This window comes from Chitinophaga agrisoli, assembly GCF_008386695.1.
GTDB lineage: Bacteria > Bacteroidota > Bacteroidia > Chitinophagales > Chitinophagaceae > Chitinophaga > Chitinophaga agrisoli.
This window is the reverse complement of record NZ_VUOC01000001.1, coordinates 1676558-1703136: the sequence shown is the minus strand read 5'-3', so window position 1 is coordinate 1703136 and position 26579 is coordinate 1676558. Positions and strand designations below refer to the sequence as shown.

Annotated in this window: 22 protein-coding genes and 1 tRNA gene; 16 read left to right on the top strand and 7 right to left on the bottom strand. The window is 49.3% G+C overall.

The genetic code is table 11. The annotated features are described in order from the left end of the window. Window positions 1–255: 255 nt before the first annotated feature. Window positions 256–1131, bottom strand: a complete 876-nt coding sequence (locus tag F0L74_RS07100) for a sigma-70 family RNA polymerase sigma factor (RefSeq protein WP_213086907.1) — start codon at window positions 1129–1131, stop codon at window positions 256–258. A gap of 364 nt (window positions 1132–1495) precedes the next feature. On the opposite strand from F0L74_RS07100, the gene F0L74_RS07095 reads away from it, so the two are divergent. Continuing rightward, window positions 1496–1876, top strand: a complete 381-nt coding sequence (locus tag F0L74_RS07095; protein WP_149837101.1) for an START-like domain-containing protein — start codon at window positions 1496–1498, stop codon at window positions 1874–1876. 157 nt (window positions 1877–2033) lie between these two features. Here the strand turns inward: F0L74_RS07095 and F0L74_RS07090 are convergent, their stop codons facing one another. Continuing rightward, on the bottom strand, window positions 2034–2639 hold the full coding sequence (locus F0L74_RS07090; RefSeq protein ID WP_149837100.1) for a hypothetical protein: 606 nt from the start codon (window positions 2637–2639) through the stop codon (window positions 2034–2036). 142 nt (window positions 2640–2781) lie between these two features. Between F0L74_RS07090 and F0L74_RS07085 the strand changes: the two genes are divergently transcribed. The 3 genes from F0L74_RS07085 to F0L74_RS07075 are packed head-to-tail and all read left to right on the top strand — an operon-like array spanning window position 2782 to window position 6329. After that, window positions 2782–4233: an LptF/LptG family permease gene (locus F0L74_RS07085; protein ID WP_149837099.1), complete on the top strand. Its 1452-nt coding sequence runs from the start codon at window positions 2782–2784 to the stop codon at window positions 4231–4233. A gap of 11 nt (window positions 4234–4244) precedes the next feature. After that, on the top strand, window positions 4245–4949 hold the full coding sequence (locus F0L74_RS07080) for a phosphatase PAP2 family protein (protein ID WP_149837098.1): 705 nt from the start codon (window positions 4245–4247) through the stop codon (window positions 4947–4949). A 51-nt stretch (window positions 4950–5000) separates the two neighbouring features. Further along, on the top strand, window positions 5001–6329 hold the full coding sequence (locus tag F0L74_RS07075) for an ArnT family glycosyltransferase (RefSeq protein ID WP_149837097.1): 1329 nt from the start codon (window positions 5001–5003) through the stop codon (window positions 6327–6329). A gap of 31 nt (window positions 6330–6360) precedes the next feature. Here the strand turns inward: F0L74_RS07075 and F0L74_RS07070 are convergent, their stop codons facing one another. Further along, the gene (locus tag F0L74_RS07070; protein ID WP_149837096.1) at window positions 6361–7095 is read right to left on the bottom strand and encodes a superoxide dismutase; all 735 of its coding nucleotides are present in this window, start codon (window positions 7093–7095) and stop codon (window positions 6361–6363) included. A 580-nt stretch (window positions 7096–7675) separates the two neighbouring features. On the opposite strand from F0L74_RS07070, the gene F0L74_RS07065 reads away from it, so the two are divergent. The 6 genes from F0L74_RS07065 (at window position 7676) to F0L74_RS07040 (ending at window position 13360) form a co-directional block, all read left to right on the top strand. Continuing rightward, window positions 7676–8401, top strand: coding sequence for a hypothetical protein (locus F0L74_RS07065; RefSeq protein WP_149837095.1), 726 nt, complete (start codon window positions 7676–7678; stop codon window positions 8399–8401). Window positions 8402–8417: 16 nt separating this feature from the next. Further along, window positions 8418–9539 carry a ThiF family adenylyltransferase gene (locus F0L74_RS07060; RefSeq protein WP_149837094.1) on the top strand — a complete coding sequence of 374 codons (1122 nt, stop codon included), beginning with the start codon at window positions 8418–8420 and terminating at the stop codon, window positions 9537–9539. A 9-nt stretch (window positions 9540–9548) separates the two neighbouring features. Then, a complete protein-coding gene (locus tag F0L74_RS07055; RefSeq protein WP_149837093.1) occupies window positions 9549–11705 on the top strand; it encodes a sensor histidine kinase in 2157 nt (718 codons plus the stop codon). Window positions 11706–11717: 12 nt separating this feature from the next. Next, window positions 11718–12815, top strand: a complete 1098-nt coding sequence (locus tag F0L74_RS07050) for an ATP-binding response regulator (RefSeq protein ID WP_149837092.1) — start codon at window positions 11718–11720, stop codon at window positions 12813–12815. Further along, entirely contained in the window at window positions 12799–13215 is a 417-nt protein-coding gene (locus F0L74_RS07045) for a response regulator (protein WP_149837091.1), read from the top strand. Before F0L74_RS07050 ends, F0L74_RS07045 begins: the two co-directional genes overlap by 17 nt. A gap of 72 nt (window positions 13216–13287) precedes the next feature. Then, window positions 13288–13360 (top strand) — tRNA-Ala (locus tag F0L74_RS07040). 301 nt (window positions 13361–13661) lie between these two features. On the opposite strand, the gene F0L74_RS07035 is transcribed toward F0L74_RS07040, so the two are convergent. Further along, window positions 13662–14789 (bottom strand): hypothetical protein, encoded by a 1128-nt coding sequence (locus F0L74_RS07035; protein ID WP_149837090.1) that lies wholly within the window; start codon window positions 14787–14789, stop codon window positions 13662–13664. A 174-nt stretch (window positions 14790–14963) separates the two neighbouring features. Here F0L74_RS07035 and F0L74_RS07030 point away from each other — a divergent pair, with 174 nt between their 5' ends. Together F0L74_RS07030 and F0L74_RS07025 are read left to right on the top strand one after the other, a co-directional pair. Continuing rightward, window positions 14964–16361, top strand: a complete 1398-nt coding sequence (locus F0L74_RS07030) for a right-handed parallel beta-helix repeat-containing protein (RefSeq protein ID WP_149837089.1) — start codon at window positions 14964–14966, stop codon at window positions 16359–16361. A 379-nt stretch (window positions 16362–16740) separates the two neighbouring features. Then, window positions 16741–18150, top strand: a complete 1410-nt coding sequence (locus F0L74_RS07025) for a right-handed parallel beta-helix repeat-containing protein (RefSeq protein ID WP_149837088.1) — start codon at window positions 16741–16743, stop codon at window positions 18148–18150. Between the two features lie 135 nt (window positions 18151–18285). Here the strand turns inward: F0L74_RS07025 and F0L74_RS07020 are convergent, their stop codons facing one another. Beyond that, complete coding sequence (locus F0L74_RS07020) at window positions 18286–19002, bottom strand: SIP domain-containing protein (protein WP_149837087.1); 717 nt, start codon at window positions 19000–19002, stop codon at window positions 18286–18288. A gap of 75 nt (window positions 19003–19077) precedes the next feature. Next, entirely contained in the window at window positions 19078–19953 is an 876-nt protein-coding gene (locus F0L74_RS07015; RefSeq protein ID WP_149837086.1) for an AraC family transcriptional regulator, read from the bottom strand. A 187-nt stretch (window positions 19954–20140) separates the two neighbouring features. Here F0L74_RS07015 and F0L74_RS07010 point away from each other — a divergent pair, with 187 nt between their 5' ends. Beyond that, window positions 20141–21325, top strand: coding sequence for an acyltransferase family protein (locus tag F0L74_RS07010; RefSeq protein WP_149837085.1), 1185 nt, complete (start codon window positions 20141–20143; stop codon window positions 21323–21325). Window positions 21326–21542: 217 nt separating this feature from the next. Here the strand turns inward: F0L74_RS07010 and F0L74_RS07005 are convergent, their stop codons facing one another. Next, on the bottom strand, window positions 21543–22772 hold the full coding sequence (locus tag F0L74_RS07005; protein WP_149837084.1) for a T9SS type A sorting domain-containing protein: 1230 nt from the start codon (window positions 22770–22772) through the stop codon (window positions 21543–21545). 596 nt (window positions 22773–23368) lie between these two features. Here F0L74_RS07005 and F0L74_RS07000 point away from each other — a divergent pair. Genes F0L74_RS07000 through F0L74_RS06990 form a run of 3 tightly spaced genes read left to right on the top strand, consistent with a single transcriptional unit; the run spans window position 23369 to window position 26557 of the window. Beyond that, window positions 23369–24862: a sensor histidine kinase gene (locus F0L74_RS07000; RefSeq protein ID WP_149837083.1), complete on the top strand. Its 1494-nt coding sequence runs from the start codon at window positions 23369–23371 to the stop codon at window positions 24860–24862. 10 nt (window positions 24863–24872) lie between these two features. Beyond that, complete coding sequence (locus F0L74_RS06995; protein ID WP_149837082.1) at window positions 24873–25853, top strand: DUF4407 domain-containing protein; 981 nt, start codon at window positions 24873–24875, stop codon at window positions 25851–25853. After that, window positions 25850–26557, top strand: a complete 708-nt coding sequence (locus F0L74_RS06990) for a LytR/AlgR family response regulator transcription factor (protein WP_149837081.1) — start codon at window positions 25850–25852, stop codon at window positions 26555–26557. The genes F0L74_RS06995 and F0L74_RS06990 overlap by 4 nt, the downstream gene beginning before the upstream one ends. Window positions 26558–26579: the final 22 nt, after the last annotated feature.

The following is a 26579-nucleotide window of genomic DNA, read 5'->3' as shown; positions in this document are numbered from 1 at the left end:
GTTAAATTTGTTGTTGTTTTACGGATCAAAGTTACGGTAATCATACGGCATTGCGTATCCTTTGGCCGCTCCCGGTCAGGGAAAATACGCGATGCAGCTGCTGTATGGCCGCAGTACGGCCGTGTTTGCTGTATGACATAAAAAAATGGTGAATATTTAGCATATTCACCATTTACGTGTGCGAAAATATATCTTTTACCGGTTGATTACAAAATGCCTGATTGTTAGCGAGTTCGCTAAAACCATTTAGCATTATCAGCTGCCTAAGTAATTCCGGAGCAGTTTGCTTCTTGAAGTGGTGCGCAGTTTTGTAATAGCCTTATCCTTGATCTGGCGTACGCGTTCGCGGGTGAGGCCGAATTTTTCGCCGATATCTTCCAGGGACATGGGATGTTCTACTGCGATACCGAAGTACAGCATAATTACATCTTTCTGACGGTCTGTAAGGGTGGAGAGGGAACGTTCTATTTCGCGGCGCAGGGAGTCATGGTGGTCCAGTTCCTCATCGGCGCTAACGGCGTTCGGATTTTCCAGTACATCCAGCAGGGAGTTATCCTCGCCGTCGATGAAGGGAGCGTCCATAGACACGTGGCGGGCGGCTACACCGAGGGTAGCTTCTACCTCTTCCGTATTAATTTCCAGGATGGTGGCCAGTTCGTCCGGAGAGGGCTCACGTTCGAACTCTTGTTCCAGCTGGGAGTAAGCTTTGCTGATCTTGTTGCTGAGGCCCACTTTGTTAAGGGGCAGGCGAACGATACGCGACTGTTCTGCCAAAGCTTGCAGGATAGACTGACGGATCCACCATACGGCATAGGATATGAACTTGAAACCGCGGGTTTCATCAAAACGCTGGGCTGCCTTGATCAGGCCCAGGTTACCTTCGTTAATAAGATCACTGAGCGACAGGCCCTGGTTCTGATACTGCTTAGCCACGGACACCACAAAGCGCAGATTGGCTTTAGTGAGTTTCTCCAGTGCACGTTGGTCACCCTGTTTAATACGGATAGCCAGGTTCACTTCTTCTTCAGGCGTAATCAGATCTACTTTTCCAATTTCCTGCAAGTACTTCTCCAGGGATTGTGACTCCCTGTTCGTAATCGACTTCGTGATCTTGAGTTGGCGCATTGACATAGAGTCGGAACAGTTACAGGTTATTAATAAAAAGTTAATTTTTTGACGAATACCAGACAAAAATAACTTTTTTTAGATAGCTCCCAAAAAAAATAATTAGTTATTGAACCGTTTTCAAGCAAAATCGATTGATTATTCGTAGGCTTCTTACAAGGGCTGCTGGCGTAATTCCTATCAAAAAAAAGTGTCTAATATACTCTTAATCAATACAAATATATTAATAATATTTTTAATAGTAAGCAAATTTATAAACCATCAAATAAATGTGGGAATTGATTAAAAAAAAACAGCAAATTATTTTGACAGAATAAATATTTTTCTATAATTGCAGCCGGATGATATTGATTTACTAATTACTTGAGCGATGTCTAAGAAAGTGCAATATGAGTTGGAATACCCGGTACGGTGCTCACCAAGTATCTTATACGAGTTCCTATCGACCCCTGCGGGGCTGCAGGAATGGTTTGCCGATAAGGTAGATTTCAGGGACAATGTTTTTTCTTTTTCCTGGAATGGTACTATGGAGGAGGCAGAGGTACTGGAGCAAGAGGAAGAAGAATTTATACGTTTACATTGGTTACACGCCCCGAGCGAAGAGTTTTTTGAGTTCCGTATCCAGATATCTGAAGTTACCAATGAAACTATACTGGTAGTGAAGGATTTTGCAGAAAAGAAGGAGATAGCGGACCAAAGCCAGCTCTGGGATTACCAGGTAAAGGACCTTTTTCACCGTATCGGCAATTGAAAAACGTTGTTAGCGCTGCATTAAGCGGTTAGCGATTTCCTACTACTTCCGGTTTTCTATTAATACCCCGTAGATAGAACAGTATTAGTGGACAATTTCTGTAGCACAGCTTATCCCGGACCGGACAACAAGCGGCTAACAACTATCAATCACGACATTATTTACCAAGCACCTCCAGTAGTATGGCATATTCTGCTACTACCTGAGGGATGATGTTTTCCCATATATCCAGCGCAAAGGGCTTAGCCAGCTTTATAAAGCGTTGCTGGAGGACCAGTTGCCTCCATTCCTGTACGGTGAATGTTTCCACCGCCCTGTAATTCCCATCCTCAAAATCATGCTGCCAGGGATCTTCCTGGACATATACCTGGAACCCGGACCGGGCCAGTTGCGTATATCCCTGTATGAGAGCTATGGCGTACTGTTCCTTGACAGCGCCCGCCAGGTGTAGCGTACAGCTGAAATAGTGCCCCCACCAGAACATGGTGCGGAAGGCAAATACCTCTTCCTGACTAAAGAAGCGGGGATAATCCAGCATTACCCAGGGCAGCTCCTTATACCGCTCTCCTTTGGATATTTTGGCGCCACGCTGCAGACAGGCTGCAGGGAAGTTGAAGTGGCGGGTATTGTTATGTTGTTCCAGCTGCTGATGCAGGGCGCCCAGGAGCTCCATTACCTTCTCTATCACGCTGTTCTTGCGGTAGATCCAGCTGGCGTCGAAGGCCACCTGCTGCTCTGCTGGCGTAAGTAAAAAATTTTTCATATTATTAACGGTATCATATCCGTGGCTATGGCTGCGCTACCGGAAATCATAGTAAATTGCGGCTGGTTTGCGGAAAACAAGCGCGGCCATGGTGTTGGCGGATAAGCTGTAAAGCTAAATCGTAATAATTAATTATTCAGTAGTGAAAAAACTCGATAAGCTCATTATCAAAACATTCCTGGGGCCTTTCATCGCCACGTTCTTTGTAACCTGGTTTGTGTTACTGATGCAGTTCCTGTGGAAGTACATAGATGACCTGGTGGGCAAGGGGCTGGACCTGCCTGTTATCCTGGAGCTTATTTCCTATACCAGCGCCAGCCTTATTACGCTGGCCCTGCCCCTGGCGGTACTCTTATCGGCCATTATGACCTTTGGCAACCTGGGCGAGAGCTTTGAGCTGGTGGCGCTGAAGTCTTCCGGCATCTCATTGCTGCGTTTTATCCGCCCGTTGTTATTTGTATGTATGGGCATTGGCGTACTGGCCTTTCTTTTTGCCAACTATGTGATACCCGTGGCCAACCTCCGCGCCAAATCCCTTTTATATGATATCACCAACTCCAAACCGGCCTTTAATATAAAGGCGGGCATATTCTATAGTGACATACCCGGCTATACGATCAAAGTAGCCCGTAAGGAGAAAGATAATAAGACCATTCACCAGGTGATGATCTTTGACCAGAGCGGGGCCGGCGGCAGTGGCGCGGACAAGCTGATACTGGCCAGGAAGGGCACCATGGAACTATCTGCCAACAAACGTTTCCTGTACTTCGTACTGAAGGATGGCTGGCGTTATGAGGAGCGTAACCTGCGCGGCTCTACGGTGCCCGGTGAGCTCATCCGCATGGGTTTTACGGAATACAAAAAGGCGTTTGACCTGAGCTCCTTTACTTTTAGCCGGCTGGATGTAGGTTTGTTTGCCTCTAACCAGCAGATGCTGAACATCCGTCAGCTGGATAAAGCCATTGATTCCCTGCAGCTGGAAGAGAATAAATTTTCCCGTACCGTGAATGCGTATGTGACCTCGCGCTACCCCTTCTTTAAATGGAAGGACAGCGCCTGGCTGGACAAAGCGCCTCCATTGGGCGTACAGGAATTCAGGGACCTGATCCCGGAGCAGAACTACCGTTATGTGCTGGACCGTGCGGACCAGGCCATCCGCGAAGCAAACAGCAACCTGGAAGGCACGGCCAAGGAGTTTGGGGATAAACATGCGGTGATGCTGCTACACAAGGTGGAATGGCAGCGTAAGTTCACCCTGGCCTTTGCCTGTGTGGTAATGTTCCTGATAGGGGCGCCGCTGGGTTCCATTATCCGTAAGGGTGGTTTGGGCACGCCGCTGGTTTTTGCAGTGATCTTTTTTGTTATATTTAATATATTCTTCATGGTTGGGGAAAAGATGGCGCGTAAGGATGTGCTGACCACCTTTGGGGGAATGTGGCTTTCAAACATCGTGCTGTTGCCTATTGCGGGCTTCCTGATTGTTAAAGCCATGAATGATTCGCAATTATTCAACAAAGAGTTTTATTTTAGAGTATTCGAAATTATCAAAAAGTTCTTAGAAAAGGCTAAACGCCAGAAGCAACCTACAACTTAAAACGTTTGACATTGAAAGCGTTCGTTACATTGTTTAGAAAGAACACCTACTTCTTTCTGCCGTTACTACTATGGATACTCACGGGGGCTGTTATGCAAAGCATATTCACACCGGCAGAGCTTTTTATGGGGATCAACCATCTGCATAACCCATATGCAGATGTACTTATGACGGGTCTTACTTATATGGGGGATGGCATCGCCTTTGGGTTGGTGCTGCTGATCGTGCTGATGACCCGTAAGTTTAAAGTGTTTTTTATAGGGCTTACGAGCATATTGCTGGTGACGGTGATCGTGCAGGTAATTAAACATGCAGTGGATGCGCCACGGCCTTTATTATATTTCCAGGACCCGTCTTTACTGCATATGGTAAAATGGGTAACGGTGCATGGGCAAAACAGTTTCCCTTCCGGGCACTCTGCGGGCGCTTTTTCACTTTTCTGTTTTCTTTCCCTGGTTGATAAAAACAAATTACGCGGTCCGCTTTTCCTTGGGCTGGCCCTGATAGCGGCGTATTCCCGTATTTACCTGGCGCAACATTTCTTTGCCGACATTTATATTGGCAGCATTATTGGCGCTTTATGCAGCTTTGTGGTATACGGTTTGTTCGAATTTAAGAATCTCACCCAAAGCCCGGTGCTTTGTCAGCAGGCGGAGGCACAGCTACTGGCGGAAGCCGAGCTGGAACCCAATCATCTGGAAGCCAACCTGGGCTAATGCCGGCATTGTGGTGAGTAGTTAAGCACATTAACCACTTAACACATCCGGATGAAGTACCTGATCATTGCCATAGCAGCAGGCCTGCTGTTTATACCATTCCTGGGAGCGGTACCACTGGTAGCTCCGCAGGAGGCACATTTAGCAGCAGCCGCCTGGGATATGATTATGAATGGCCATTATGCCATGCCGCCGGCGGACCTTAACCCAGACTATACCCCTCCTTTATTCTTATGGCTGCAGGCCGGCAGTATGGCGGTATTTGGCAACAGTGCATTTGCCGCCCGTTTTCCCAACGCGATCATAGGCATCCTTACCCTGCTTACGGGTTATGCCATTAGCCAAAAGGCCGGAGATGAGCGGCTGGGCGCCTGGTGGGCGCTGGTATACGCTGCCTGCTGGCTGCCCCATCTGCTGTTTAAATCCGGTATGACCGCCCCGCTTTTCAATTACTTTTTCTTCCTGTTTATTTACTGCGCGTACCGCATTAACTATAGCACGGCGCCTATGCGCCCGGTGATCCTTAGCGGTGTTTGCCTTGGGCTGGCCATGCTTACCCAGGGGCCGGCGGTTCTGATCCTGGGCCTGCTGGTGCTGCTGTTTTGCTGGATTGCCAGTAAAGGCAGCCTGCCTGTTAAAGCAGGACAGCTGGCGATGCTGGTGCTTTGCGCCTGCTTGCCCACCGCCATATGGCTTAGCTATGCCGGTTTTGCATACGGCTGGGCGCCTGTTATGGCGTTCCTTCGTCACCAGCTGGGCCTGCAGGCTATTGCCGGGCACTGGTACAACAGCGCTTATTTTTACTACCGGGTGTTGTGGGCAGGTAGCTTCCCGGCCTGTATATTCCTGTTTAACTACCTGCGGGGGCGCAAACCCGCTATGTCTGTTTACAGCGCGGCGCAACCGCTGGAGCTAAAAGACCTTAAAACCTGGATGTGGGTATTGCTGTGGGTATCCCTGCTGGCATGGCCCTCCTCCCTTTGCTGCCTGCCCCTCTCCTTCCTGGCGGCCTGGCAGGTATACCGGCTGGCGGAAGGCCGGCAGCATTTGTTGGGATGGAATGTGGGGTTGTTGTTACTAACGGGTATCCTTATAGGTATTGCATTGATGCTGTTGCCGCTGGCGGGCGTGTACAGGACCGCGTTATTACCTTATGCGCAAGATCCTTTTTTAAGGGCCAGGCTGCAGGCTAATGTATCCTGGAGTTTATGGGAAACGGGGTATGGGTTACTATATATTATATTGGTGGTGATGAGCGGGGTATTATTGTTGCAACGAAAATACAGGGGCGGGTTGTTGTGTTTGTTTATAAGTACGCTTGTTACGATACAGCTAACGTTGTGGCATTTTATACCGAAGTTATTAGCTGTTAGCTTTTAGCCAGGCTAAGAGCTAACAGCTAAAGGCCAGATCATTTCATGGCCATATCATATTGTTTCTCCACTTCGTTCCAGTTCACTACGTTCCAGAAAGCGCTGATATAATCAGGCCGGCGGTTCTGGTATTTGAGGTAGTAAGCATGTTCCCACACATCCAGGCCCAGTACAGGTATTCCCTTAGTCTGCACGATCTGATGCATGAGCGGGTTATCCTGGTTAGGCGTATTTATGACGGTGAGCTTTTTATCCGGCGTAACGATAAGCCAGGCCCAGCCAGAGCCGAATACTGTTTTTGCGGCATCGTTGAATTTCTGCTGGAAAGCATCCCAGCTTCCGAATGCGCTGTTGATGGCAGACTTCAGTTTTTCTGAAGGCGTAGTTTTCTGTGCGGAGAGCAGGGTCCAGAAGAGGGAGTGATTGTAATGGCCACCGGCGTTATTACGTATAGCCTTGTCTTTTTCTGTGACCTTGTTCAGGATCTCTTCCAGCGTAAGGCTGGCGAATGCGGTTCCGTTCACTGCGTCGTTCAGGTTCTTTACATAGGCGCCGTGGTGTTTATCGTGGTGGATCTCCATGGTCATTTTATCAATGTTAGGCTCCAGGGCGTTTGTGGCATAAGGCAGCGGCGGCAGTTCAAAGGGCGCTTTAGGGCCGGTTCCTTTAGCTGCGCTGAGGGTAGCGGGTGAGGCAGCGAGTAAACCGGTTGGGTTGCTAATAGCGGCTGCGCCTGCCAGGCCTGCCAGCTTGATGAATTCTCTCTTATCCATATCAATAGTATTGAAATTGATGATATAATGACATATGAAATATAAGCAAAGCGAAAGGCGGCGGGTCATAAAGCTACAAATATTAAACCATTTCTATCAGTTTACCACCAGTTTAGGTCATTTGTAAACGCCGGATGTAATACGCAATCTCCGGATATTTAACCTCGTATTTCTTCACTTCTCCTTTACCAGCCTAAAAAATCATTATAATTTATTGTGGAAATAATATTATTTTACCAGTACCTTCATGTGGAGAAAAGTTAAGCGTAACTATTCTGGATTTTATCACGACTATTTATCCCGGGCGGTACCAGGCTGTAGAATAGCGCAGCAGATTGTTACTCCTGCCCTTGTTGCCTAACTATGAGCAAATGCCGACAAAATGTGTCATGGGTCATCACCACCGGTTAGGAAATGGTATCCGCAAGGGTCCATTCTATTAGGTAAGCATGCTTAAGAGGCAACCGTGCATCATAATAATTAATTGACTTATACTAACTAACAACTAACTAACAAGTAAAGCTGGATGCTGTGTTTGTGATGTTTAGCCAGTGTTTAAAAATTAAAAGCATTCCTATACATGCTTAAGGTAAGAGTATTCAGGGCAATTGACTATCCCGAAGAGTGTATGCAGTACATAGGCGGGCACAGGAAAGTATTGGAAGCATATGGAGTGACGAAAGTAACATCCGCAAGTATAGATTGGATGTATGAGCCGTATGCCTACCTGATCACTGTAACATCGGAAGATTCGGATAAGATCTATGGCGGATGCCGTATCCAGCTATCGGGGGGGAGTGTGCCCTTACCGATAGAATCTGCAATCAACACCATGGATGTGCGCATTTACGACATAGTGAAGCAATTGCATCTGCAGGGCGGCACCGGCGAGTTCTGCGGGCTGTGGAACTCCCGTGAGGTAGCCGGCTGGGGCGTGGGCAGCATTGTATTGTTCCGGGTGGTGAATGCTGTTTTGAGCCAATTGCCTATTACTACTTTCTTAAGCTTCTGCGCACAGACCACTTTTAAAAACAGCAGTAAAACCGGTTATAAGATACTGACGGCGGTGGGCAACCAGGGTACCTTCTACTATCCGAAGGAAGACCTGATCGCAACCGCGATGATACTGGAAGACCCCTGGGAACAGCGGGGCGCGCATCCGGAGGAAAGGGAAAAGATCATGCATCTGCGCAACAATCCTGTGCAAACGATTGTTGAAAAAGGGCCTAAGGGCGAGATGATACTGGATTATGATCTGCGCATCCGCAAAGCACCCCAACATGATAACCTGTTACTTGTGAAATGAAACAATAAAGCCATATATGAGTCTCACAACAGAAAGGACCCTGCTTACCAGCAAGGATGATGCTATAAAGACCGTTCAATTCTTCCGACTGAAACACCCGGCGCAGCTGGCTGCATTTAAGGCGCTGCTAACCGCCCATCCTGCCATCCAGGTATATGACACCATCCGCCAGCAGCTGAAGGAGCTGATCAAGACCCGGCATCCCGGGGAGCGGTTATCTGATCCCATTTTAGAAGAGAAAATAGCCATACAGCTGGGCAGCGGCCCTGCTGAGGAATATGGCGTATGGGTATACTATCCCTGGTCCCAACGTATGGTGCACCTGCTGGACGAGGCGGAGTTTGTAGAACTGCGCACCAGCCGTAACCAGCATAAGATCACCGCCGCAGAGATGCAACAGCTGGCCCATAAGAAAATTGGCATTATTGGCCTTTCCGTAGGACAGTCTGCCGCGTTGACCATTGCTATAGAGCGGCTTTGCGGGGAGATACGCATAGCGGATTTTGATACCCTGGACCTGAGTAACCTGAACCGGATACGGGCGGGCGCCTATAATATTGGCTTGCTAAAGACCACGATCGTAGCCAGGGAGATAGCGGAGATAGACCCTTTTCTGCAGGTGACCTGCTTTGACGCGGGCATTACGGAGGATAATATAGATACTTTCCTTACGGAGAACGGCCGGCTGGATGTGCTGGTGGAGGAGTGCGACAGTATGGAAATAAAGATCCTGAGCCGGCAACGGGCCAGGGCCGCGCAGATACCGGTGATCATGGAGACCAGCGACCGGGGGATGATGGACATTGAGCGTTTTGATCTGCAGCCTGACCGGCCTCTTTTGCACGGAAAAGTGCAGGATAACTTATCTTACAGCAGCATTCGTACATTTAGCGGAGAGGAGCGGATGCAGCTGGTGCGCGACATATTGGATTTTGATAATATTTCTGATAAGCTGCGCAGCTCTATTGCAGAAATAGGCAAAACCATCACTACCTGGCCGCAACTTGCCTCTGCAGTAGCATTGGGAGGGGCGATGGCCGCTCATGTGTGCCGCGAGATATGCCTGGAGCGCCCTATCGCATCCGGCCGGTATTATGCAGATCCGGATCTGGTCTTTAATCATTCATCAACTCACTAGTCCGCCGCAATGAAGCGCAACCTCACTATATACCTGTTATTAGTCCTTGTACTGGGCGCCCGTTTTACCGCCCTGGCCGATACGATCACCATCAGCCACGAACAGCCGTTGCAACTGGCGGTATACGGACAGATGGAATACCTGCTGGACCCCAGCGATTCCCTGCAGCTGGCGGATGTGCTGGCGAGGGGACAATTCCGGAAGATAGACAAGCAGATACCCAATTTTGCCATTACCACGGATGTGCTGTGGTTGCGTTTTACGGTAGCCAACCATACCAACGAGCCGCATCTGAAGATAGACATCACCTACCCGATACTGGATGAGATAGATTTTTGCTATCCCGGCCAGGACGGGCAGTATAAGATGATCACCAGCGGCGATCTGCGCCCGTTCAATGAGCGGCCGTATAATCACCAGAACTTTGTATTTGACCTGAATGTACCACCCGGCGGGGTACAGACGTATCTGCTACGTATCCAGAGCAAGGAGCCAATACTGGTGCCCACATATGTAGGCACGGAACGGGAGATACTGGGCAAACTGAATAAGGACGATCTGTTCCTGGCGTTGTATATAGGGGTTATACTGGTGATGTTCTGTTATAACATCTTTATCTTCCTTACGACCAAGGACTGGAGCTATTTCTATTACATCTTCTATATTGCCACGGTAGGTTTTACGCAGATATGCCTGCAGGGCTTTGGCTACCGTTACTGGTGGCATGACAGCGCTTTCCTTACGGAGCAGAGCGTACAATGGGGCGGCGTACTTTCCGGTATAGGCGTGCTGGCGTTTGTGAAGAACTTCCTGCATGTAAAGGCCCGCTCCCCTTTCATCAATAAGGTATTCTGGTTCTTTATCATTGCCTATACCGCAGTGATACCTTTATGCCTGGCCGGCCAGCTTTCTGTAGCTTATGGCATTATTGACCTGCTGGCCCTATCCGTGGTAGTGTTCCTGCTGGTATACGGTATTGTGCGCGCCAGACGGGAGCGCCTGGCCAGGATCTTTATCATTGCCTGGTTTGTATTCATTTCTTCCATTATCATTTTTGTGCTGAAGGATGTAGGTATCATCCCCTATAATATCTTCACCAGTCATATATTGCTGATAGGCTCCGCCGTAGAAGTAGTGCTGCTGTCGTTTGCGCTGGCGGATAAGATCAATACCTATAAGAAGGAAAAAGAAGAATCACAGGCGGAAGCACTGCAGGTATCGCAAGAGAATGAACAGCTGGTGCGCGAGCAGAACGTGGTACTGGAAACCCGGGTAACAGAACGTACGGAGGCCTTGCAAAAAGCCAATACGGAGCTGAACGTGGCGCTGGTGAACCTGAAGGAAGCGCAGACCCAGCTGGTGGAAAAAGAGAAAATGGCCTCACTTGGTCAGTTGACGGCAGGTATTGCGCATGAGATCAACAACCCCATCAACTTTGTGACCTCTAACATAAAACCATTGCGGCTGGATATAGAAGATATCAGGACCCTGCTGGAGAAGTATGACCAGCTGGAGAAATCGCCGGATATACAGCATGCTTTCCGCGAGGTAGCCGCTTACAAAAAACAGATAGGCATTGAGTATATACATGAAGAGATCGCAGACCTGCTGAAAGGCATAGAGGACGGCGCGCAGCGCACTGCGGAGATCGTGAAGGGGCTACGCACTTTTAGCCGGCTGGATGAAAGCGATCTGAAATCCGTAGATCTGCATGAAGGGCTGGACTCTACGCTGGTATTGCTGCGCAACAGCATCCCGTCCAACGTAAACGTGATCCGCCACTATGGCGAGCTGCCCAAGGTGGAGTGTTATGCCGGCAAAGTGAACCAGGTGTTCATGAACATCATCACCAATGCCTTTAATGCCATGAAGAGCAAAGGCACGAATGGCCAGGAATCCCTTACCATTACCACGGGGCTGGAGAACAGCAGCGTACGGATCAGCATTAAAGATAGTGGTGTTGGTATGCCGCCTGAGGTGAAGGATAAAATCTTTGATCCGTTCTTTACTACGAAGGATGTAGGCGAGGGCACTGGTTTGGGATTGTCTATTGTTTTTAGTATTATTGAAAAACACAACGGGCGGATCGTAGTAAACACGGCGCCAAATGAAGGAGCTGAATTTATTATATATTTACCTTTGAAAATTACTAATCCGCCGATTTAATATAATCCCTGAATGAAAGAAAACCGTATCAGGATATTGTACATTGATGACGAGATTCATAACCTCAACGCTTTCCGGGCCAGTTTCAGAAGAAGTTATGAAATATACACGGCGAGCTCCGCACAGGAGGGTAAGCTGTTGTTAAAGAGCATTGATGTACATATCATTATTGCAGACCAGAAGATGCCTGTGTCCACCGGCGTTGATTTCTTTTATGAGATCAAGGACCAGCTGCCAGACCCCATCCGTATACTGATGACCGGTTATACCGATGTAGAGGATATTATTGAAGCCATTAACAAAGGCCATATCTTTTCCTATGTAAAGAAGCCCTGGGACGAGTATGAGCTGCACAATACCATTAATAATGCCTTTGAGATGTACCAGGCGCGGAAGCAGCTCAAGGAAAAGATATCTGAACTGGAGAAGACGAATGATGAGCTGAACCGTTTCATTTACTCTACTTCCCATGATCTGCGCTCTCCGCTAATGTCTGTGCTGGGGATCATCAACCTTACCCGGCTTGATAATTCTGTAAAGGACCCGAATGGTTATGTGGATATGATTGAATCCTGCGTGCTGAAGCTGGATGGGTTTATACAGAAGATCATTGAATATTACCGTAATTCCCGCCTGGATGTGGAGTATGAGAAGATCCAGTTTGACAGTCTTTTACAGGAATGCATTGCCGCTTTTAAGCCCCAGAATACGGCGATAGAGTTTCTGCTGAATATAGACCAGCCGGTGGATTTTAAGGGAGATACCTTCCGCATCAGCGTAATTTTAAACAACCTCATATCCAACGCTGTTAAATATCAGAAGCCCGATGAAGCCAATCCCAAGGTAAACCTTACGGTGAAGGTGGAACCTCATAAAGCCAGCATATGGATAGAGGATAACGGGATAGGCATATTGAGCGAGCACCTGAACAATATCTTTAAAATGTTTTTCCGCTCCAAGAATAATAATAAGCCGGGAAGCGGGATAGGTTTGTATATTGTAAAGGAGGCGCTGAATAAGATCGGTGGTACGATCAGTGTTGAATCCAAATACGGAGAAGGTACGCAGTTTGAAATAACTATTCCCAACAGAAATGATTTCGATTCCTGATTTACGCGTAATATTGATCGACGATAATGAGATAGATCTCTTGTTGCATGAGCGACTGATCAGCCTTCAGCAGATCAGCAGGACCGTACTTTCTTTCAGCAATGCCAATAAGGCGCTGGAGTTCCTTTCTTCGAACATTACGCTGCACCGTATACCGCCTACTATCATCCTGCTGGATATACAGATGCCGGAGATGGACGGGTTTGAGTTTTTGCAGGCATTTGACAATTATCCGCATAAGATCAAATCGCAGTGCCATATCATTATGGTATCATCATCGCTGGATCATGGGGATATTAACCGTACAAACGCCAATCCACTGGTGATTAAATTGCTTCGCAAGCCCTTGCTGGCAAAGGATCTTAAAGAAACGGTAGGAGAAATTTTCAAAGATTTTTAGTGGAGTGCTTGGTTTTTGTGAAAAAAGTATAAATTTGCACTCCGCAAAAGCCAGTTGGCAATTGTTGGAGATGGGGGATTAGCTCATCTGGTAGAGCGCAAGCATGGCATGTTTGAGGTGATCGGTTCGAGTCCGATATCCTCCACCGAAGAGAAAAGGGTGTATCGAAAGATACGCCCTTTTTTTGTTGCAGTATTTTGAAGGGCTGTTTAACGAGCGGGCTTGTTGGAGTGAAGGAGGTTGGTGAAGGAGGCTGGCGAGGGCCTGCTGGAGTGAAGGAGGCTATATGATGGCGTTTGACGAAGGCTTGTTGGAGTGAAGGAGGTTGTATAAAGAGTTGGACAGGCAAGCTTATTGGAACGGACGCTGACGTTTGTAATAGGAGGCTTAAAATAGGCTGGCGATGTTGGCAAGGTTGGGCAGGAGGCAAAACGCAGCCGCCTTCCTTATCGCTTACGTGCTTTCTGCATCCACTGCAACCATACCTGGTAGGCCGGGCGTTCTTTTGCTGTTTCATCTTTGAGGCCGGTATCCTGCCATAAGCCAAAAATATCCTGGTATACGCCGGTTGATCTTAGCCGTGCATTTCCTGCATTATAATCCTGATGGCAGAACCAAACGACGAAATCTGCTCCTTTATCCTGACAGAGCTGGCAGATCTTATCCAGGTATTGCTGCTGCCAAACCGCTGTGCCCTGGCGCTGGATGCTGAGGGCCGGTATGGAAAGGTTCTCTGCCGCGTAGCCGGTTTCTGCAAAACCCCAGGGTTTATTGGGGGCCAGGTTAATGTAACGGGTAAAATAGTCCGAAGGCAGCAGGGCGGGATCTGTATTACCGCCGGCGCTGCTTTTCGCAAATATATAAGGGTATGCGCTCAGGGCCACATAATCCGTGGAGGCCAGCAGTTCGCTGGCATAGGCCATGGACTGCGGGGAGTCATTCACTATAAAGCTTACGAAAAAGGGAATGGCGGGATAGCGGTTTTTTAGCCGGGTGTAGACCTTAGCGAGGAAATCCTTGTATTGGGCGAATTTATCCGGCGCCCAGCTCATTTCATTACTTTCTACGCCGTAGTTCACAAAGGAGGGCTCCAGCTGCTCTATAAGGAAGCTCACATAATTCACATAGGCATCTACCATTTGAGGATCATTGAAAGCCAGGGCATTCCAGTGGCTGATCACTGTTTTTGCCGGGGCCTCCTGCGCGTAGTAGGCCGCTTTTTCGTGGCGGGTGCTGTTCAGGGGCGCTACGCTGAGCAAAACGGTTTTGCCAGGCGGCGTGCTGGTTTTGCGGAAGGCTACATCTTTGAGGAAGGCTTCCGGCAGGGTAAGGCCCTTGAGGACTGCCTCGTAGGGAATGCCCTCATCGAAATGATGCGATATGAGATCGCAATGATCATTTACGAAGCGGTAGGCATCCACAGCTGCCTGGGCGGTAAAGTCCGCCGGCCAGGGAGTAACTCCCATATAAAAAGCGCGGGTAGCCAGGGAGGAATCCTGCTCGTCCTGCTTATCGCAGGCGGCCAGGCACAAGACCAGGGCCAGCAACCGGCACAGGTATACAAATTTCCTCATATATTAGTTGTATATAAATATAACGATTTAGCGGCGCAGGTATTACAGCTATCAGAAAAAATAGTGACGGTGAAGCTTTAGCTGCTATAAACCTCGTATTTTTACGGTACCAGCAAGGATGTATTCATTTACCTGAGGCCAGTGACATTTGGAAACAGTGAAAAATCTCTTGCCATGAAATCATCCAACGCTCAATATCAATTCAAGCATTCATATATGTTAATGCTCACTACCCTTGCCATTCTTGTTCTCAGTTGTAAAGGCGAAATTATACCAAACATCAACAATGAGCCACCGGCCGCCAGTAAAACGTATACTTTAACCCCTGACTCCAATGGGCATCTGAATGTTGACAACAGTAAAAAGTTCTATAAGCCGGGTGATGTGCTGCTCCTGCAGGGCAATTTCACGGCGGTATATTTCACGAACCTGAGCGGCAGCGCCTCCGCTCCCATTACTATCAAAAATCCTACCGGGCATATCACCACTATTGGCAACCCGGGCTGGAATGGCGGCTCCTGGGCAGAAGCGCTGAGCTTTACGAACTGTCATTACCTGAAGATAGGCAGTGATGAAAACAAGGGCAAGTTCCTGATCAATGGCTCTACGCAGCGCGGCAACCCCGCCTATTTTGACCTGATCCTGCGGAACCGTACAGACAATATCGAGATCCGTCACATTACCATTACAGGCGGCGGTACGGGCATATGGGCCAAAACGGACCCTGTGAAGGCAGATCAGGCTACCTGGTATCCCAATACGATGATGGAGAACCTGTCCATACATCATGTGGAGATAAGCGGCACACATAATGAAGCTATGTACATAGGCCATACGGCCACTTACTGGGACCTTACGGCCAATCTTTCTTTTTACGATGATCCGTCCAAATTTGTAGCGGGGCACGAGTATGTGCAGCCTATTAAGTGGCGGAATGTGAAGATCTACAATAACTATGTGCATGATATAGGGGCAGATGGTATACAGACCTCCGCTATTGACGGGCTGGAGGTATATAACAACGAAGTGACCAACTGGGCAAAGCAGCATAATCCCTCACATAACGGCGGGATCCTGATAGGCGGCCGTACTACCAATACCAACACGCACGACAATTATGTGCATGATGGTTGGGGAGAATTGCTACAGTTTTATGGCTCTGGTGAGAATGGCGCAAAACATATCATCAACAATAACCTGTTCCGGGATAACCAGGAAGGCAATGATGGCCTGAGCCTGCGGGGCACTGACAATGCTGTGATCCAGATCACCAATAATACGGTGGCTAAAACAGGCGGCAACTGCATCCGTGTGAGCGGCTACAGGGGCATGACGGCGCCACAGGTGGCCAATAACAACGCGTTGCTGCAGCCCCGTAACAACGGCACGCCCATGTATCCTAATGCTTATATCTATACGGAGGGCGGCGCTGTGGTGATAGAAGGCAACGGTAATGAGTCTAATACCAAGCTTACAACGGTATCCGCCGCAGAAGTGGATACAAACAACTTCTATCAGCCGCAAAGCGGCTCCCCGCTTGGCTCTTGCGGCTTCCGTAAAAACGGTTGGTAAGTCCCTGTAATTTATCCGGTATTTCAAACAAGAAAAAAATTTTAACTTTTTTTAAGGTTTAGCTTTTTTTATATATATACTAAATAGTCATTCACTACTTTCTTATGTTTATTTTGTTAGCACCCTAATTTCGCAGCTATTGCGATCATTATTACGTTTATATTTCCTCTCAAACGCCCACCCATCAACGAAGAGAAGATAATAATTCAAAATAAGTTCCGTTTTTTTGCAGTCATTATTTGGGGAGACAAAAAACCGATGCATCATTTTATTGCCTATGCCCAAGTGTACTATGCCATAACAGCCATGTGTACATGATTCCTTGTCATGTTTACACTGTTGCTTTCTTAAACATTTAAACCATATAATAAGAAAAGCCATGAGAGTCTTTAAAAACCAGCATGCAGTAAAACTATGTCTAACCTTAGCGGCCTCCGCTGCACTATTGATCACCAGCTGTAAAAAGAATGATGTAGGAAACCTTGCCGATGCGGCAGGCGATTCTGCAAAAACTGAGGCCCTTTCCGGCCGCCAATTCACACTGGTAGCGGACGCTTACGGTCACCTGAGTGTTGATAACAAGAACGGTTATTACAAACCGGGAGATGTGATCAACCTGAAGGGCACTTTTAAAGCGGTTTATTTTTACAATCTGAAAGGTACATCAGCCTCTCCCATCATCATCAAGAACCCGAGCGGCGCGGTAACCACCATTGGTAATCCGGCCTGGGGCAGTGGCGCTTATGCCGAAGCGCTTCGTTTCGAGAACTGTCAGTACATTAAACTGGGTGGCGAAACCAGCAAAACGCAATTCAAGATCACTGGCTCTACGCAGTCTGCCCGTCAGGCCTATTTTGACCTGATCCTGGCTGACCACACGGACAATTTTGAAGTAAAGAACATCACTATCACCAATGGTGGTACTGGTATCTGGGCTAAAACAGATCCGCTGGCAAATGATCCCAGCACCTGGCATCCCAATTCTTACATGAATAACCTGAGCATCCATGATGTAGAGGTTACCGGTAACCAGAATGAGGCCTTCTACATTGGCCATACGGCTACTTACCTGGATCTGAACACCAACCTGTCTTTCTACGGAGATCCTTCACAGTTTGTTGCGGGCCACAAATATGTGCAGCCTATCAAATGGAAGAACGTGAAGATCTACAACAACCTGGTACATGACGGTGGTGGGGACGGTATCCAGACTGCCGCTATTGACGGATTGGAAGTTTACAAAAATGAAGTAAGGAACTGGGCTACTAACCAGAATCCTTCCCATAATGGCGGTATCCTGATAGGCGGCCGTACCACCAACACCAACGTGCACGATAACTACGTACATGATGGCTGGGGTGAGCTGCTGCAGTTCTACGGTTCCGGTTATGGCAGCGCTCAGCACGTTATCTATAACAACCTGTTCCGTGATAACAAGGGCGCTCATGACGGCATCAGCCTGCGTGGTATAGACAACGCACAGATCGTGATCTCTAACAACACCGTACTGCGTACCGGTGGCAACAGCATCCGTATCAACGGTTATGATGGCCGCATGGTATTACCGCAGACCATTAACGACAATGCCCTGATCCAACCCAGGGTAGCCGGTGGTGTTGTAGAATCCAGGGCTTATATCTATACAGAAGGTGGTGGTACCTACAAAGAAGGCACCGGTGCACTGGCCAACAAGAAGATCGCCACTGTTACCGCTGCGCTGATAGATATCACCAATTACTGCCTGCCTAAAGCCGGTTCTCCCCTGGGCGTTACCGGTTACAGGAAGTAATAAGCGCTGCTGATATATTTTGATCATCTCTCTTTAACAAACAATAGTCGTTAGTCATAGTTGTTAGCCGTTAGTATGGTGTAATGTTATACGTATCATTACACAACATGCTAACGGCTATTACTATTGGCGCGGTTATTTCCAGAATCCCTGGGCCTTTACCTGACCACTACCACTGTACCCTTTTGCCTTGAGCCATTGCCGGAGCCGAAGGACGGCCTGCACCTGGCCTGCCAGGTAAAAGACGGTATCACTGTTAAAGCTTTGTGCGGCGGCCCATTCCAACAACGCCGCCGTACCATTGCTGCCTGTTTTGCTAACGGGGCATATGTTCTGCAGCTCATAACAGCAGGTATGGAACAGCTCCCGGTGCGAAGCGTGGGTAAATGCAATGGCCCCGCTTATGGACTGGGATTGTGCCGCCAGCTGCCGTAGTGCAAGGAAGTGCGCAATGCTGCTTTCATCACCCAGAAAGACAAGCGGCGCCCCTGCCGCGGGCCGGTGTGAGGTGGCCCCTACCCCCAGGTAGGAGAAACTATCCCCTGGCTGTAGCTTTTGCGCCCAACGGGTACCGGCGCCATTATGCCCGGTTTCTATGAGCAGTGTGCAGGTAGCGGTACCGGCATCCCAGCCAAAAGGCGTATAGTCCCGGTACACTCCTTCTGCCACGGCTATATCTATATGCTGGGCGTTTGTCCACCGGCTCATATCCGTATCCGGCAGGTGTACATCCACCTCTATCATCCCCTCCGGCTCCCAGGTCCGTACTGCCAGTACGCTGGCGGTCTTAGACCTTCGCTGCGCGATGCGCGCTATTGTTTTTTGTTTTATTACCTGTATTGTGTTTCCCATAAAGAAGGCGGTTTAGTCTGCAAAGCAACGAATCATTCCGCCGCCGGGAATAGACAATACATGGCAAAAGCTGGACTATTCGCGGTATCGCTTGCGGTAATCGCCGGGGCTGAGGCTGACCACTTTTTTAAACAGGCGGGAGAAATAGGTGGGATCATCGTAGCCCAGGTCATAGGCCACCTCTTTGATGCTTAGTTGTGTGTAATACAGCAGGCGCCGGGCTTCCAGCATGCTTTCCTGCTGGATCCAGTAGCTGACGGGGAAGCCTGTATGGGCCTTTACCATTTCGTTGAGGTAAGAGAGGGAGAGGTTCATTTTCCGGGCATAGTCCACCGGACTTTTCATGGTTTTGTAACTGGCGGTGAGCAGCTGCCGGAAATCGCTGGTGATGGCAGCGCCGCGCTGGCCTTGTTTACCGCGGCCGGCATGCTCCGTATACACGGCGGCCACCATGCCTGCAAATGCAGTCACCAGGGCATGTATAACAGGTTTTGCATAGGGCGTAGCGGGTGCATTTGCCAGCTGGCAGTTGAGCAGGGCGCAGGTATTATTAAAGGCTTCCAGCTGTTGCGGTGTAATGGACAGGGGGCCGGTACGGGATTCCGCATTAAATACGGGCTGAAACAGCTCGCTGATCAACAGGCTGTCTGCCGCAATTACCCAACTGGAAGAGCCCGGGGAGGCGCTGATATATTGATGCACCTGGCCAGGCAGTACAAACAAAATGCCTGGCGCGGTGAGCTCCTGGTACTGAAAATCCACCATCATACTACCAGCGCCGGTTTTTAATACGAGGAAGATGTAGTAATCATCCCGGTGTATGCCCTGGGCGCTGGTCACCGTGTCTGCATCCTTAATGTTGCTATCGTCAACAATATGGATCTGCAGGCCTGTTGGGTGCAGCTCATCTGTAGTGTGTACCGGTATGTTAGCTTTACGGCGTGAAGGCATATGCAAAACAAGGCCTTTTTACGTTTGTTATTAAAATAAGTAGTATCCGGCCGGGGCCTGCTTTATAATTATAGCATTATTAGTAGTAAGCTGATCCTGCAGGAATGGTTAAAATTACAGCACCATATCTGTTTATTTTCTGTACCTGTATCCTGTTTATAGTACCTATACCAACAAAGACGAAATTATGGAAAAACCTAATACTGATTTTCTCAACGGATTCAGATTTATACTGGCGCTATGGGTAGCGCTGGGACATTTTTATAAATACATAGGGGGCGCTTCTTTTATGAAGATACCGGTCATTGGCAATATACTGATGACCAATGGCCCTGCGGTAGATGGTTTTATGGTGATCACCGGTTTCCTGATGATGTACCATTATATAAAGCGGGAACGGGAAGAGCCGCCTACGGAACGCGCTACATTCGGCAAGTTCTGGGTACGCCGCCTGTTTAGGCTGTATCCGTTGTACCTGGTAGCCATTATAGTGGCCTATAATCTTTTCCAGTACAATTTTGAGAGCGTATACATCAACTACCATTATTTTACGGGGAAAGACGCCCATTTTGCCACCACGTATAACCCGGCGGCCTATCCTCATTTTACGGATCTGCTGCTGCACCTGACCTTTTTGCACGGGTTGCTGCCGGAAGTGAATACCAGCATACTGGGCCCGGCCTGGAGCCTTTCGCTGGAGGCGCAGTTCTATATGCTGTTCCCTTTCCTATACCTGGTGTTCTTTAAGAATAACCGTATTGTGAAGAACCGCATGATGCAATTCATTGTGTTTACCCTGCTGGCCGCCATAGCCGTACAGCAGCTGTTTGGCGGCTGGACCAAACCGGGGCGGGTGATCGATTTCCAGGCCCCTTCCCTGCTGTTTTACTCCCTCCATTATTTTTTACTGGGTATGCTGCTGGCGGCATATCTTTTCAATAAGGTAAAGCTGGTGCACCTGGCCGTATGGTCTTTGCTGATACTGCCTTTTACCGGTCCGTTAACGGTGGTAACTATCCTATGTATTATTACCCTGCTGTTTGCCAACCAGATCAAACCCTATGCGCACCCGGGCATAGGGTTTATGCTGGATAAGATCCGGCAGGGGCTGGGGGGTAAATTAGGCGCTTTTGGCGCGGATGTATCTTACTCCCTTTATCTTATTCACATGATATTGATGCCTGGCGTGATACGCATGGTGATCACGTACTCTCCACTGGGCAAGGTAGCTAATGCGGGTATTGCGGTAGCGGTGTTCCTGGTGGCGAACCTGGTTATTTCCTATGCGCTGTTCCTGTGGGTGGAAAAACCGTTTATCGCATTGGGTAAGCGCTTTGTGAAAAGCGGGTTTGGCGTGGCGAAGGCGGCGTAGGAGGAGCGAGCGCAGGGCGGCGTAGGAGGAGCGAGCGCAGGGCGGCGTAGGAGGGACGTGCGGAGGCGGTGCGGAGGCCCGGTAGGGCGCGGAGCATGGCGTGGGGGCGGCGGGGAGGCAAGGTGCGGAGGGACGTGTGGAGGCGGCATAAGAAAGGGCCGCCTCTATGCGAAGCGGCCCCTTTATATTGAAATAGGACGTGTGCTGTAATGGCTGATTACAGGATAAAGATCTTACGTACTGATTGTGTTACATTCTTGCTGTTCACCAGTCTTACCATATACAGACCGTTAGATACGGAGCCGGTATAATTTACAGGGAAGCTCTGGCGTTTGCCGGCGATACGTACGGGTTTGTTCACTACTACATTACCATCCATATCTACCAGCTGCACCATGTAATCACCTTTATCAATGGTGTTGAACACGATGTTAAAGCTTTTGCTGGCGGCGGGTACCGGGTTAGGCCATACGGATACGTTGCCGTCCAGATCCATTAACTGATCCTGCACAATGGCGAGGTCTTTCTTATCCTGGAACAGCAGGTTGGCGCTGGCCAGGTCAGAGGCGTTAAATACGTCGTTATTTTTGTTAGGCGCAGGCTGTGCGACGAGGCTGTTGATGTCTACTACATAATAACCTTTGCCGAAGGTGGAGCAGCTTAACAGAATTTTACCATCATCATCCACGGCAGCGCCATTGGTGTAAAAGCCCGCGGGCAGGCCGGAGATGTTGCCGGTATAAGTAGCTTCCTGCTTGTTTACATCGATCTTGAATACCTTGTTGTAGATGTTGATCACGTAAAGAAAGCCGTATTTATCTGCTACCATATCGCCTCCCCAGCCGGTGCAGAAGGAGTGGATAGAGTTTTCTCCATTGGTGGCGGCGTCCTTCAGCGTGCCCAGATCGCGGAACTGTACCTGCTGACCGGTAGTAGCAAAGGCAAAGAAATGCTCTGCGTCGTTGGTAAGGGCGTAGCCGTTACCGTCTGCGCCGATCACCATGCGGCTGATGTTGTTCTCTTCCGGATGGCTGACAAAGGGATCGTTGATCCGCAGGTCTGCCACTTTGATAGGCGCAGCGCCGCTGGCGTTCAGGTTTACGGCATACAGCTCATTGGTTTGCATGGTAGCAAAGAACAGGCGGTGGGTGGCATTGTCGAATGCGCAGGCGGCTACACGGCCCAGGTTAGCGCTACCGTTGGTTTTAGCATTAGGCGCTGCTTTAGCGGCCTGCACTACGTTTGCCGCCGGCGCGGGCGCTTTGGCCAGCTGGTTGATGGCGGAGCCGTTATTAATGTCTATTAACCTCAACACGTTCCAGTTGATGCCGCCGATGGTATCTGCAGTAATAGCGTACGCAGCGCTTTTCTGCTGTGCGGAGGCGGTGAAACAGGAAAGAGCGGTTAAACAGAGTAAAGGGATTTTGAGTAAAGTTATGGTCTTCATACAGGCAATATTTGGGTCTATAAAAGATACGACAAATTTCGGTGTTTTTTCATATTAATTATATTTAAATATAGTTAAATGTGGCAATATTTATGGAGGTGGATGGGAGTTACGCGATGATGATATGGTGGGTGGGCTGATATGATCAGTTTTTTGGAGATGGGCTTTGCCGGCAGCGTTCCGCTGTGGGGCTGCGTTGGTAGGATCAGATTATTGGGGCAGCGGCGAGGGAGATGCTATGCCGGCAGGGTTCCGCCGTGGGGCTGCGTTGGCAGGATCAGATTATTGGGCAGCGGCGAGGGAGATGCTATGCCGGCAGGGTTCCGCCGTGGGGCTGCGCCCGCCGCGGGATGTTCGTTTTGCAGGTGGGCTGTAGGAGCCGCGCCGGCCAAGGCCCCACCACGGAACCTGCCGGCAACGCAGTATGCACGTCAGGCCAGAGAGGAAGGCTGGGCGTGGGGATGCTGCCGGGCGTAATAGCTGTTGGCACTGTGTGGTGGAGTCCTGTGAGTGGGTTCATCCCATTTTCGGGTGGTTTCATCCCATTTCGGGCCAGGACTTATGATTGATTCCTATCATTGTTGAAATTTTCAACAATGATCCCTTTCAAGAAACTGGAGTTTGGGGCGGTGACGGCCATCTTTCTCCTGCTATTGTTCCCATTGCTGTACCGTAGCGTGACCTTTAATGTGTTTGAGATGCAGCATACATATGGGCATAAATTCCACCAGTATCACCAGGTATTTGATTATTATATCCATTACCTGCTGCCGTTACTGGCTCATATGACCGTTGTGTATGCCGCTTTTCTATTCCTGAATATGTTTGTTGTTCCCCGCTTCCTGGAGCAGGAGCGCTGGCTGGCCGGCCTGCTGCTGGCCGGTCTTGCCCTGCTTACCGTATTCCTGGTGCTGATGGTGGCTAATTCTTACCGGTATGGCTATTTGCTGGGCGTATACCAAACGGTGCAGGGGGCGCATATGTATTTTGCCAAATCTGCCTTTATCACTACGGCGTTCTATAGTATCATCTATGTGTTGTATTATGCCGGTAAACACCTGTACTTCCAGTACTTTCATCAGCGTAAGCTGGTGATGAGCGAGGTAGGTATGGCGTTGGTGATATGGGTAGCGTTGCTGATCTTTTCGGCGGGTATACATGCGCCTATGCTGGCGGTGGCCATTGCCTGCGGCGGCCCTTATTATGCGGTGGTCTTTTTTGTATGGCTCAACCGCGTGTTTCCCAGATTTGATGAACACCGGAACAAATGGATATTGTGGCGGGATATTGTATTTACCTCCTTTGCGGCAGGTCTGGCTGTTCTCCTGGCGGCGGTAGCCATGACGCGCGGCCACGACGACGGACTCGTATTTGGCATTATGCTTTGCCTGATGCTGGTGCAGTTTGTGGCGCTATTGCCGCTAACCTGGTGGCTGTATACTACCCGCCAAAAACGCACAGATACCATGCTAACGCTGCAGAAAGCCCTGGGCCGCTCTACTGCCGACCTGGATTTCCTTCGCTCCCAGATCAACCCCCATTTCTTATTTAATGCCCTTAATACGCTGTATGGCACCGCCTTGCAGGAGAATGCCACCAATACCAGCGAAGGTATTCAACGGCTGGGCGATATGATGCGGTTTATGCTGGATGAGAACCATCGCGAGAAGATAGCACTTCGCAAGGAAGTAGCCTATCTGCATAATTACATTGCATTACAGCGCCTGCGCACACAGGCTTCCCCGGATATACTGATAGATGTGAACATCAATGAGCACCACTGCGATCATGAGATAGCGCCCATGCTGCTCATCCCTTTTGTGGAGAATGCTTTTAAACACGGCATCAGCCTGCGCAGCCGGTCTAAGATCTCTATCTCCCTTTCCTGCGACGCTATGCACATCTATTTTGATGTATACAATACCACGCATGAACGGCCAGAGAACGACCATACGGCCGAAGGACCCGGCATTGGCCTTAACAATGTGCGGGACCGGCTGTCATTGCTGTATCCTGACAAACATGAGCTCAGCATACGCCAGACCGCTACGGAATACTTTGTTCACCTGACCATTCGTGTGGCCCGCTAAAAAACGATCTATGGAACAAACACCTGCTGCCAATACACCGGCCCCGGATGGGCTTAGCAAGTTCCTCTGGTGGCTGGCTGCGGCTGATATCAATATTCTAAAAGACTGCCGGGCCGATCATGAAAGGTACCGGATACTGGGCATATCCGTAGGGGTTACCTGGTTATTCGCGACCCTGGCCTGGGGATATTTTTTCTCTACCATTGTTGACGATGATGTGGTTATAGGAGGACTGGCGGTTTTCTTTGGTTTCGCCATCCTGTCCATTGACCGAAGCCTGATAACGGCTATGTCAGGCTCAGGCCGCCGGAAGTTTCTACCGGCGGCCTTTCGCTTACTGCTGGCCTTCACCATCGGATTGTTTGTTTCCCAGCCTATTGTACTGCTGCTGTTTCAAAAAGATATACAGGCACAGATGGTGCTGAACCGCCAGGGCAAGTTGGAAAGGTTCCGCGCAGAACTAAATACACTGAATGAGGACCGCACCACTACCCTTCAAAAAGACCTGCAGCAATGGCAACAGCAGCTGCAGCAAAAAGAGGCGCAGGTGAAGGCCTATAAAGACGATTACATCAAAGAAACAGACGGTACCGGCGGTTCCGGCAAGATTGGCGAATCCAGCATTGCCCGGGTTAAAAAAACTGCGTACCTGAAAGCTGATGAAGAACTGACGGCCCTGCGCAATAGCCTTGGCCCTCAACAGCAGGAACGGCAGACGCAGCTTTCCGGCCTGTGGCAGGAGAACGTTGCCAAAGAGAAGGTGTATGTAGCCTCCCTGACTAACGGTTTCCTGGCGCAGACAGAAGCGCTGGAAGAGCTGACGGTGGAACATGCCGCCCTGCGCAACCGGTACCGGCTGATCGTGCTGATCATCACCCTGATAGAGATCATGCCCCTGCTCAGCAAATTATTGCTACCCAAAGGCGAATATGACCGGCTGCTGGAATCGAATAATATGTATCTTGGCTACCGGAAAAACAATGTGGTATGAGGCTCACCGCAATTGCTGTAGATGATGAACCGGTGGCGCTGTCTGTTATCACCTCGCACGCCGCCAAAGTGCCCTTCCTGGAAATGAAGGGCTTGTTTACCAATGCCTTTGAGGCCATGGAACACCTGAACCGGGAAAAGACCGACCTGCTTTTCCTGGATATTAAGATGCCGGATATTACCGGGATTGATTTCCTGACCAGTCTTACCAACCCGCCTATGGTGGTATTTACCACCGCCTACTCTGAGCATGCCGTACAAAGCTTTGAGCTGGATGCTATTGACTACCTGTTGAAGCCTTTTTCCCTGACGCGGTTCCTGAAGGCGTGTAATAAAGCGCACTCCTTGTTGCAGCTGAAGCAGCAGAGCGCTGCGGCCGTTTATGCGCCAGATTATGTATTTGTGAAAAGTGGCTATGAGCAGTATAAACTGCAGCTGGATGATATCCTGTACCTGGAGAGCGCGGGGAATTATGTGAATTTTGTGCTGAAGGACAGGAAGTTGTTATCGCGGTTGTCTATGCAGGAGGCGCTGGATCTGTTGCCGGGGAGTTTGTTTACGCGGGTGCACCGGTTTTTTATAGTGGCGAATAGTAAGGTGGAAAGGATAGACAGGAATTTTTTGTATGTGCGGGAGGCGAGTATTAGTATAGGCGCGGCTTATGCGGATGCGGTGGCGAGGATATGGAAGGGGGGGATGGAGTAATTTTTTTAATTCCCAAAAAAGA

Excerpts from the sequence above, each read along its gene's own strand:
- F0L74_RS07100 (WP_213086907.1), bottom strand. The coding sequence starts at position 1,131 with ATGTCAATGCGCCAACTCAAGATCACGAAGTCGATTACGAACAGGGAG.
- F0L74_RS07095 (WP_149837101.1), top strand. The coding sequence starts at position 1,496 with ATGTCTAAGAAAGTGCAATATGAGTTGGAATACCCGGTACGGTGCTCA.
- F0L74_RS07090 (WP_149837100.1), bottom strand. The coding sequence starts at position 2,639 with ATGAAAAATTTTTTACTTACGCCAGCAGAGCAGCAGGTGGCCTTCGAC.
- F0L74_RS07075 (WP_149837097.1), top strand. The coding sequence starts at position 5,001 with ATGAAGTACCTGATCATTGCCATAGCAGCAGGCCTGCTGTTTATACCA.
- F0L74_RS07070 (WP_149837096.1), bottom strand. The coding sequence starts at position 7,095 with ATGGATAAGAGAGAATTCATCAAGCTGGCAGGCCTGGCAGGCGCAGCC.
- F0L74_RS07065 (WP_149837095.1), top strand. The coding sequence starts at position 7,676 with ATGCTTAAGGTAAGAGTATTCAGGGCAATTGACTATCCCGAAGAGTGT.
- F0L74_RS07060 (WP_149837094.1), top strand. The coding sequence starts at position 8,418 with ATGAGTCTCACAACAGAAAGGACCCTGCTTACCAGCAAGGATGATGCT.
- F0L74_RS07055 (WP_149837093.1), top strand. The coding sequence starts at position 9,549 with ATGAAGCGCAACCTCACTATATACCTGTTATTAGTCCTTGTACTGGGC.
- F0L74_RS07050 (WP_149837092.1), top strand. The coding sequence starts at position 11,718 with ATGAAAGAAAACCGTATCAGGATATTGTACATTGATGACGAGATTCAT.
- F0L74_RS07045 (WP_149837091.1), top strand. The coding sequence starts at position 12,799 with ATGATTTCGATTCCTGATTTACGCGTAATATTGATCGACGATAATGAG.
- F0L74_RS07035 (WP_149837090.1), bottom strand. The coding sequence starts at position 14,789 with ATGAGGAAATTTGTATACCTGTGCCGGTTGCTGGCCCTGGTCTTGTGC.
- F0L74_RS07030 (WP_149837089.1), top strand. The coding sequence starts at position 14,964 with ATGAAATCATCCAACGCTCAATATCAATTCAAGCATTCATATATGTTA.
- F0L74_RS07025 (WP_149837088.1), top strand. The coding sequence starts at position 16,741 with ATGAGAGTCTTTAAAAACCAGCATGCAGTAAAACTATGTCTAACCTTA.
- F0L74_RS07020 (WP_149837087.1), bottom strand. The coding sequence starts at position 19,002 with ATGGGAAACACAATACAGGTAATAAAACAAAAAACAATAGCGCGCATC.
- F0L74_RS07015 (WP_149837086.1), bottom strand. The coding sequence starts at position 19,953 with ATGCCTTCACGCCGTAAAGCTAACATACCGGTACACACTACAGATGAG.
- F0L74_RS07010 (WP_149837085.1), top strand. The coding sequence starts at position 20,141 with ATGGAAAAACCTAATACTGATTTTCTCAACGGATTCAGATTTATACTG.
- F0L74_RS07005 (WP_149837084.1), bottom strand. The coding sequence starts at position 22,772 with ATGAAGACCATAACTTTACTCAAAATCCCTTTACTCTGTTTAACCGCT.
- F0L74_RS07000 (WP_149837083.1), top strand. The coding sequence starts at position 23,369 with ATGATCCCTTTCAAGAAACTGGAGTTTGGGGCGGTGACGGCCATCTTT.
- F0L74_RS06995 (WP_149837082.1), top strand. The coding sequence starts at position 24,873 with ATGGAACAAACACCTGCTGCCAATACACCGGCCCCGGATGGGCTTAGC.
- F0L74_RS06990 (WP_149837081.1), top strand. The coding sequence starts at position 25,850 with ATGAGGCTCACCGCAATTGCTGTAGATGATGAACCGGTGGCGCTGTCT.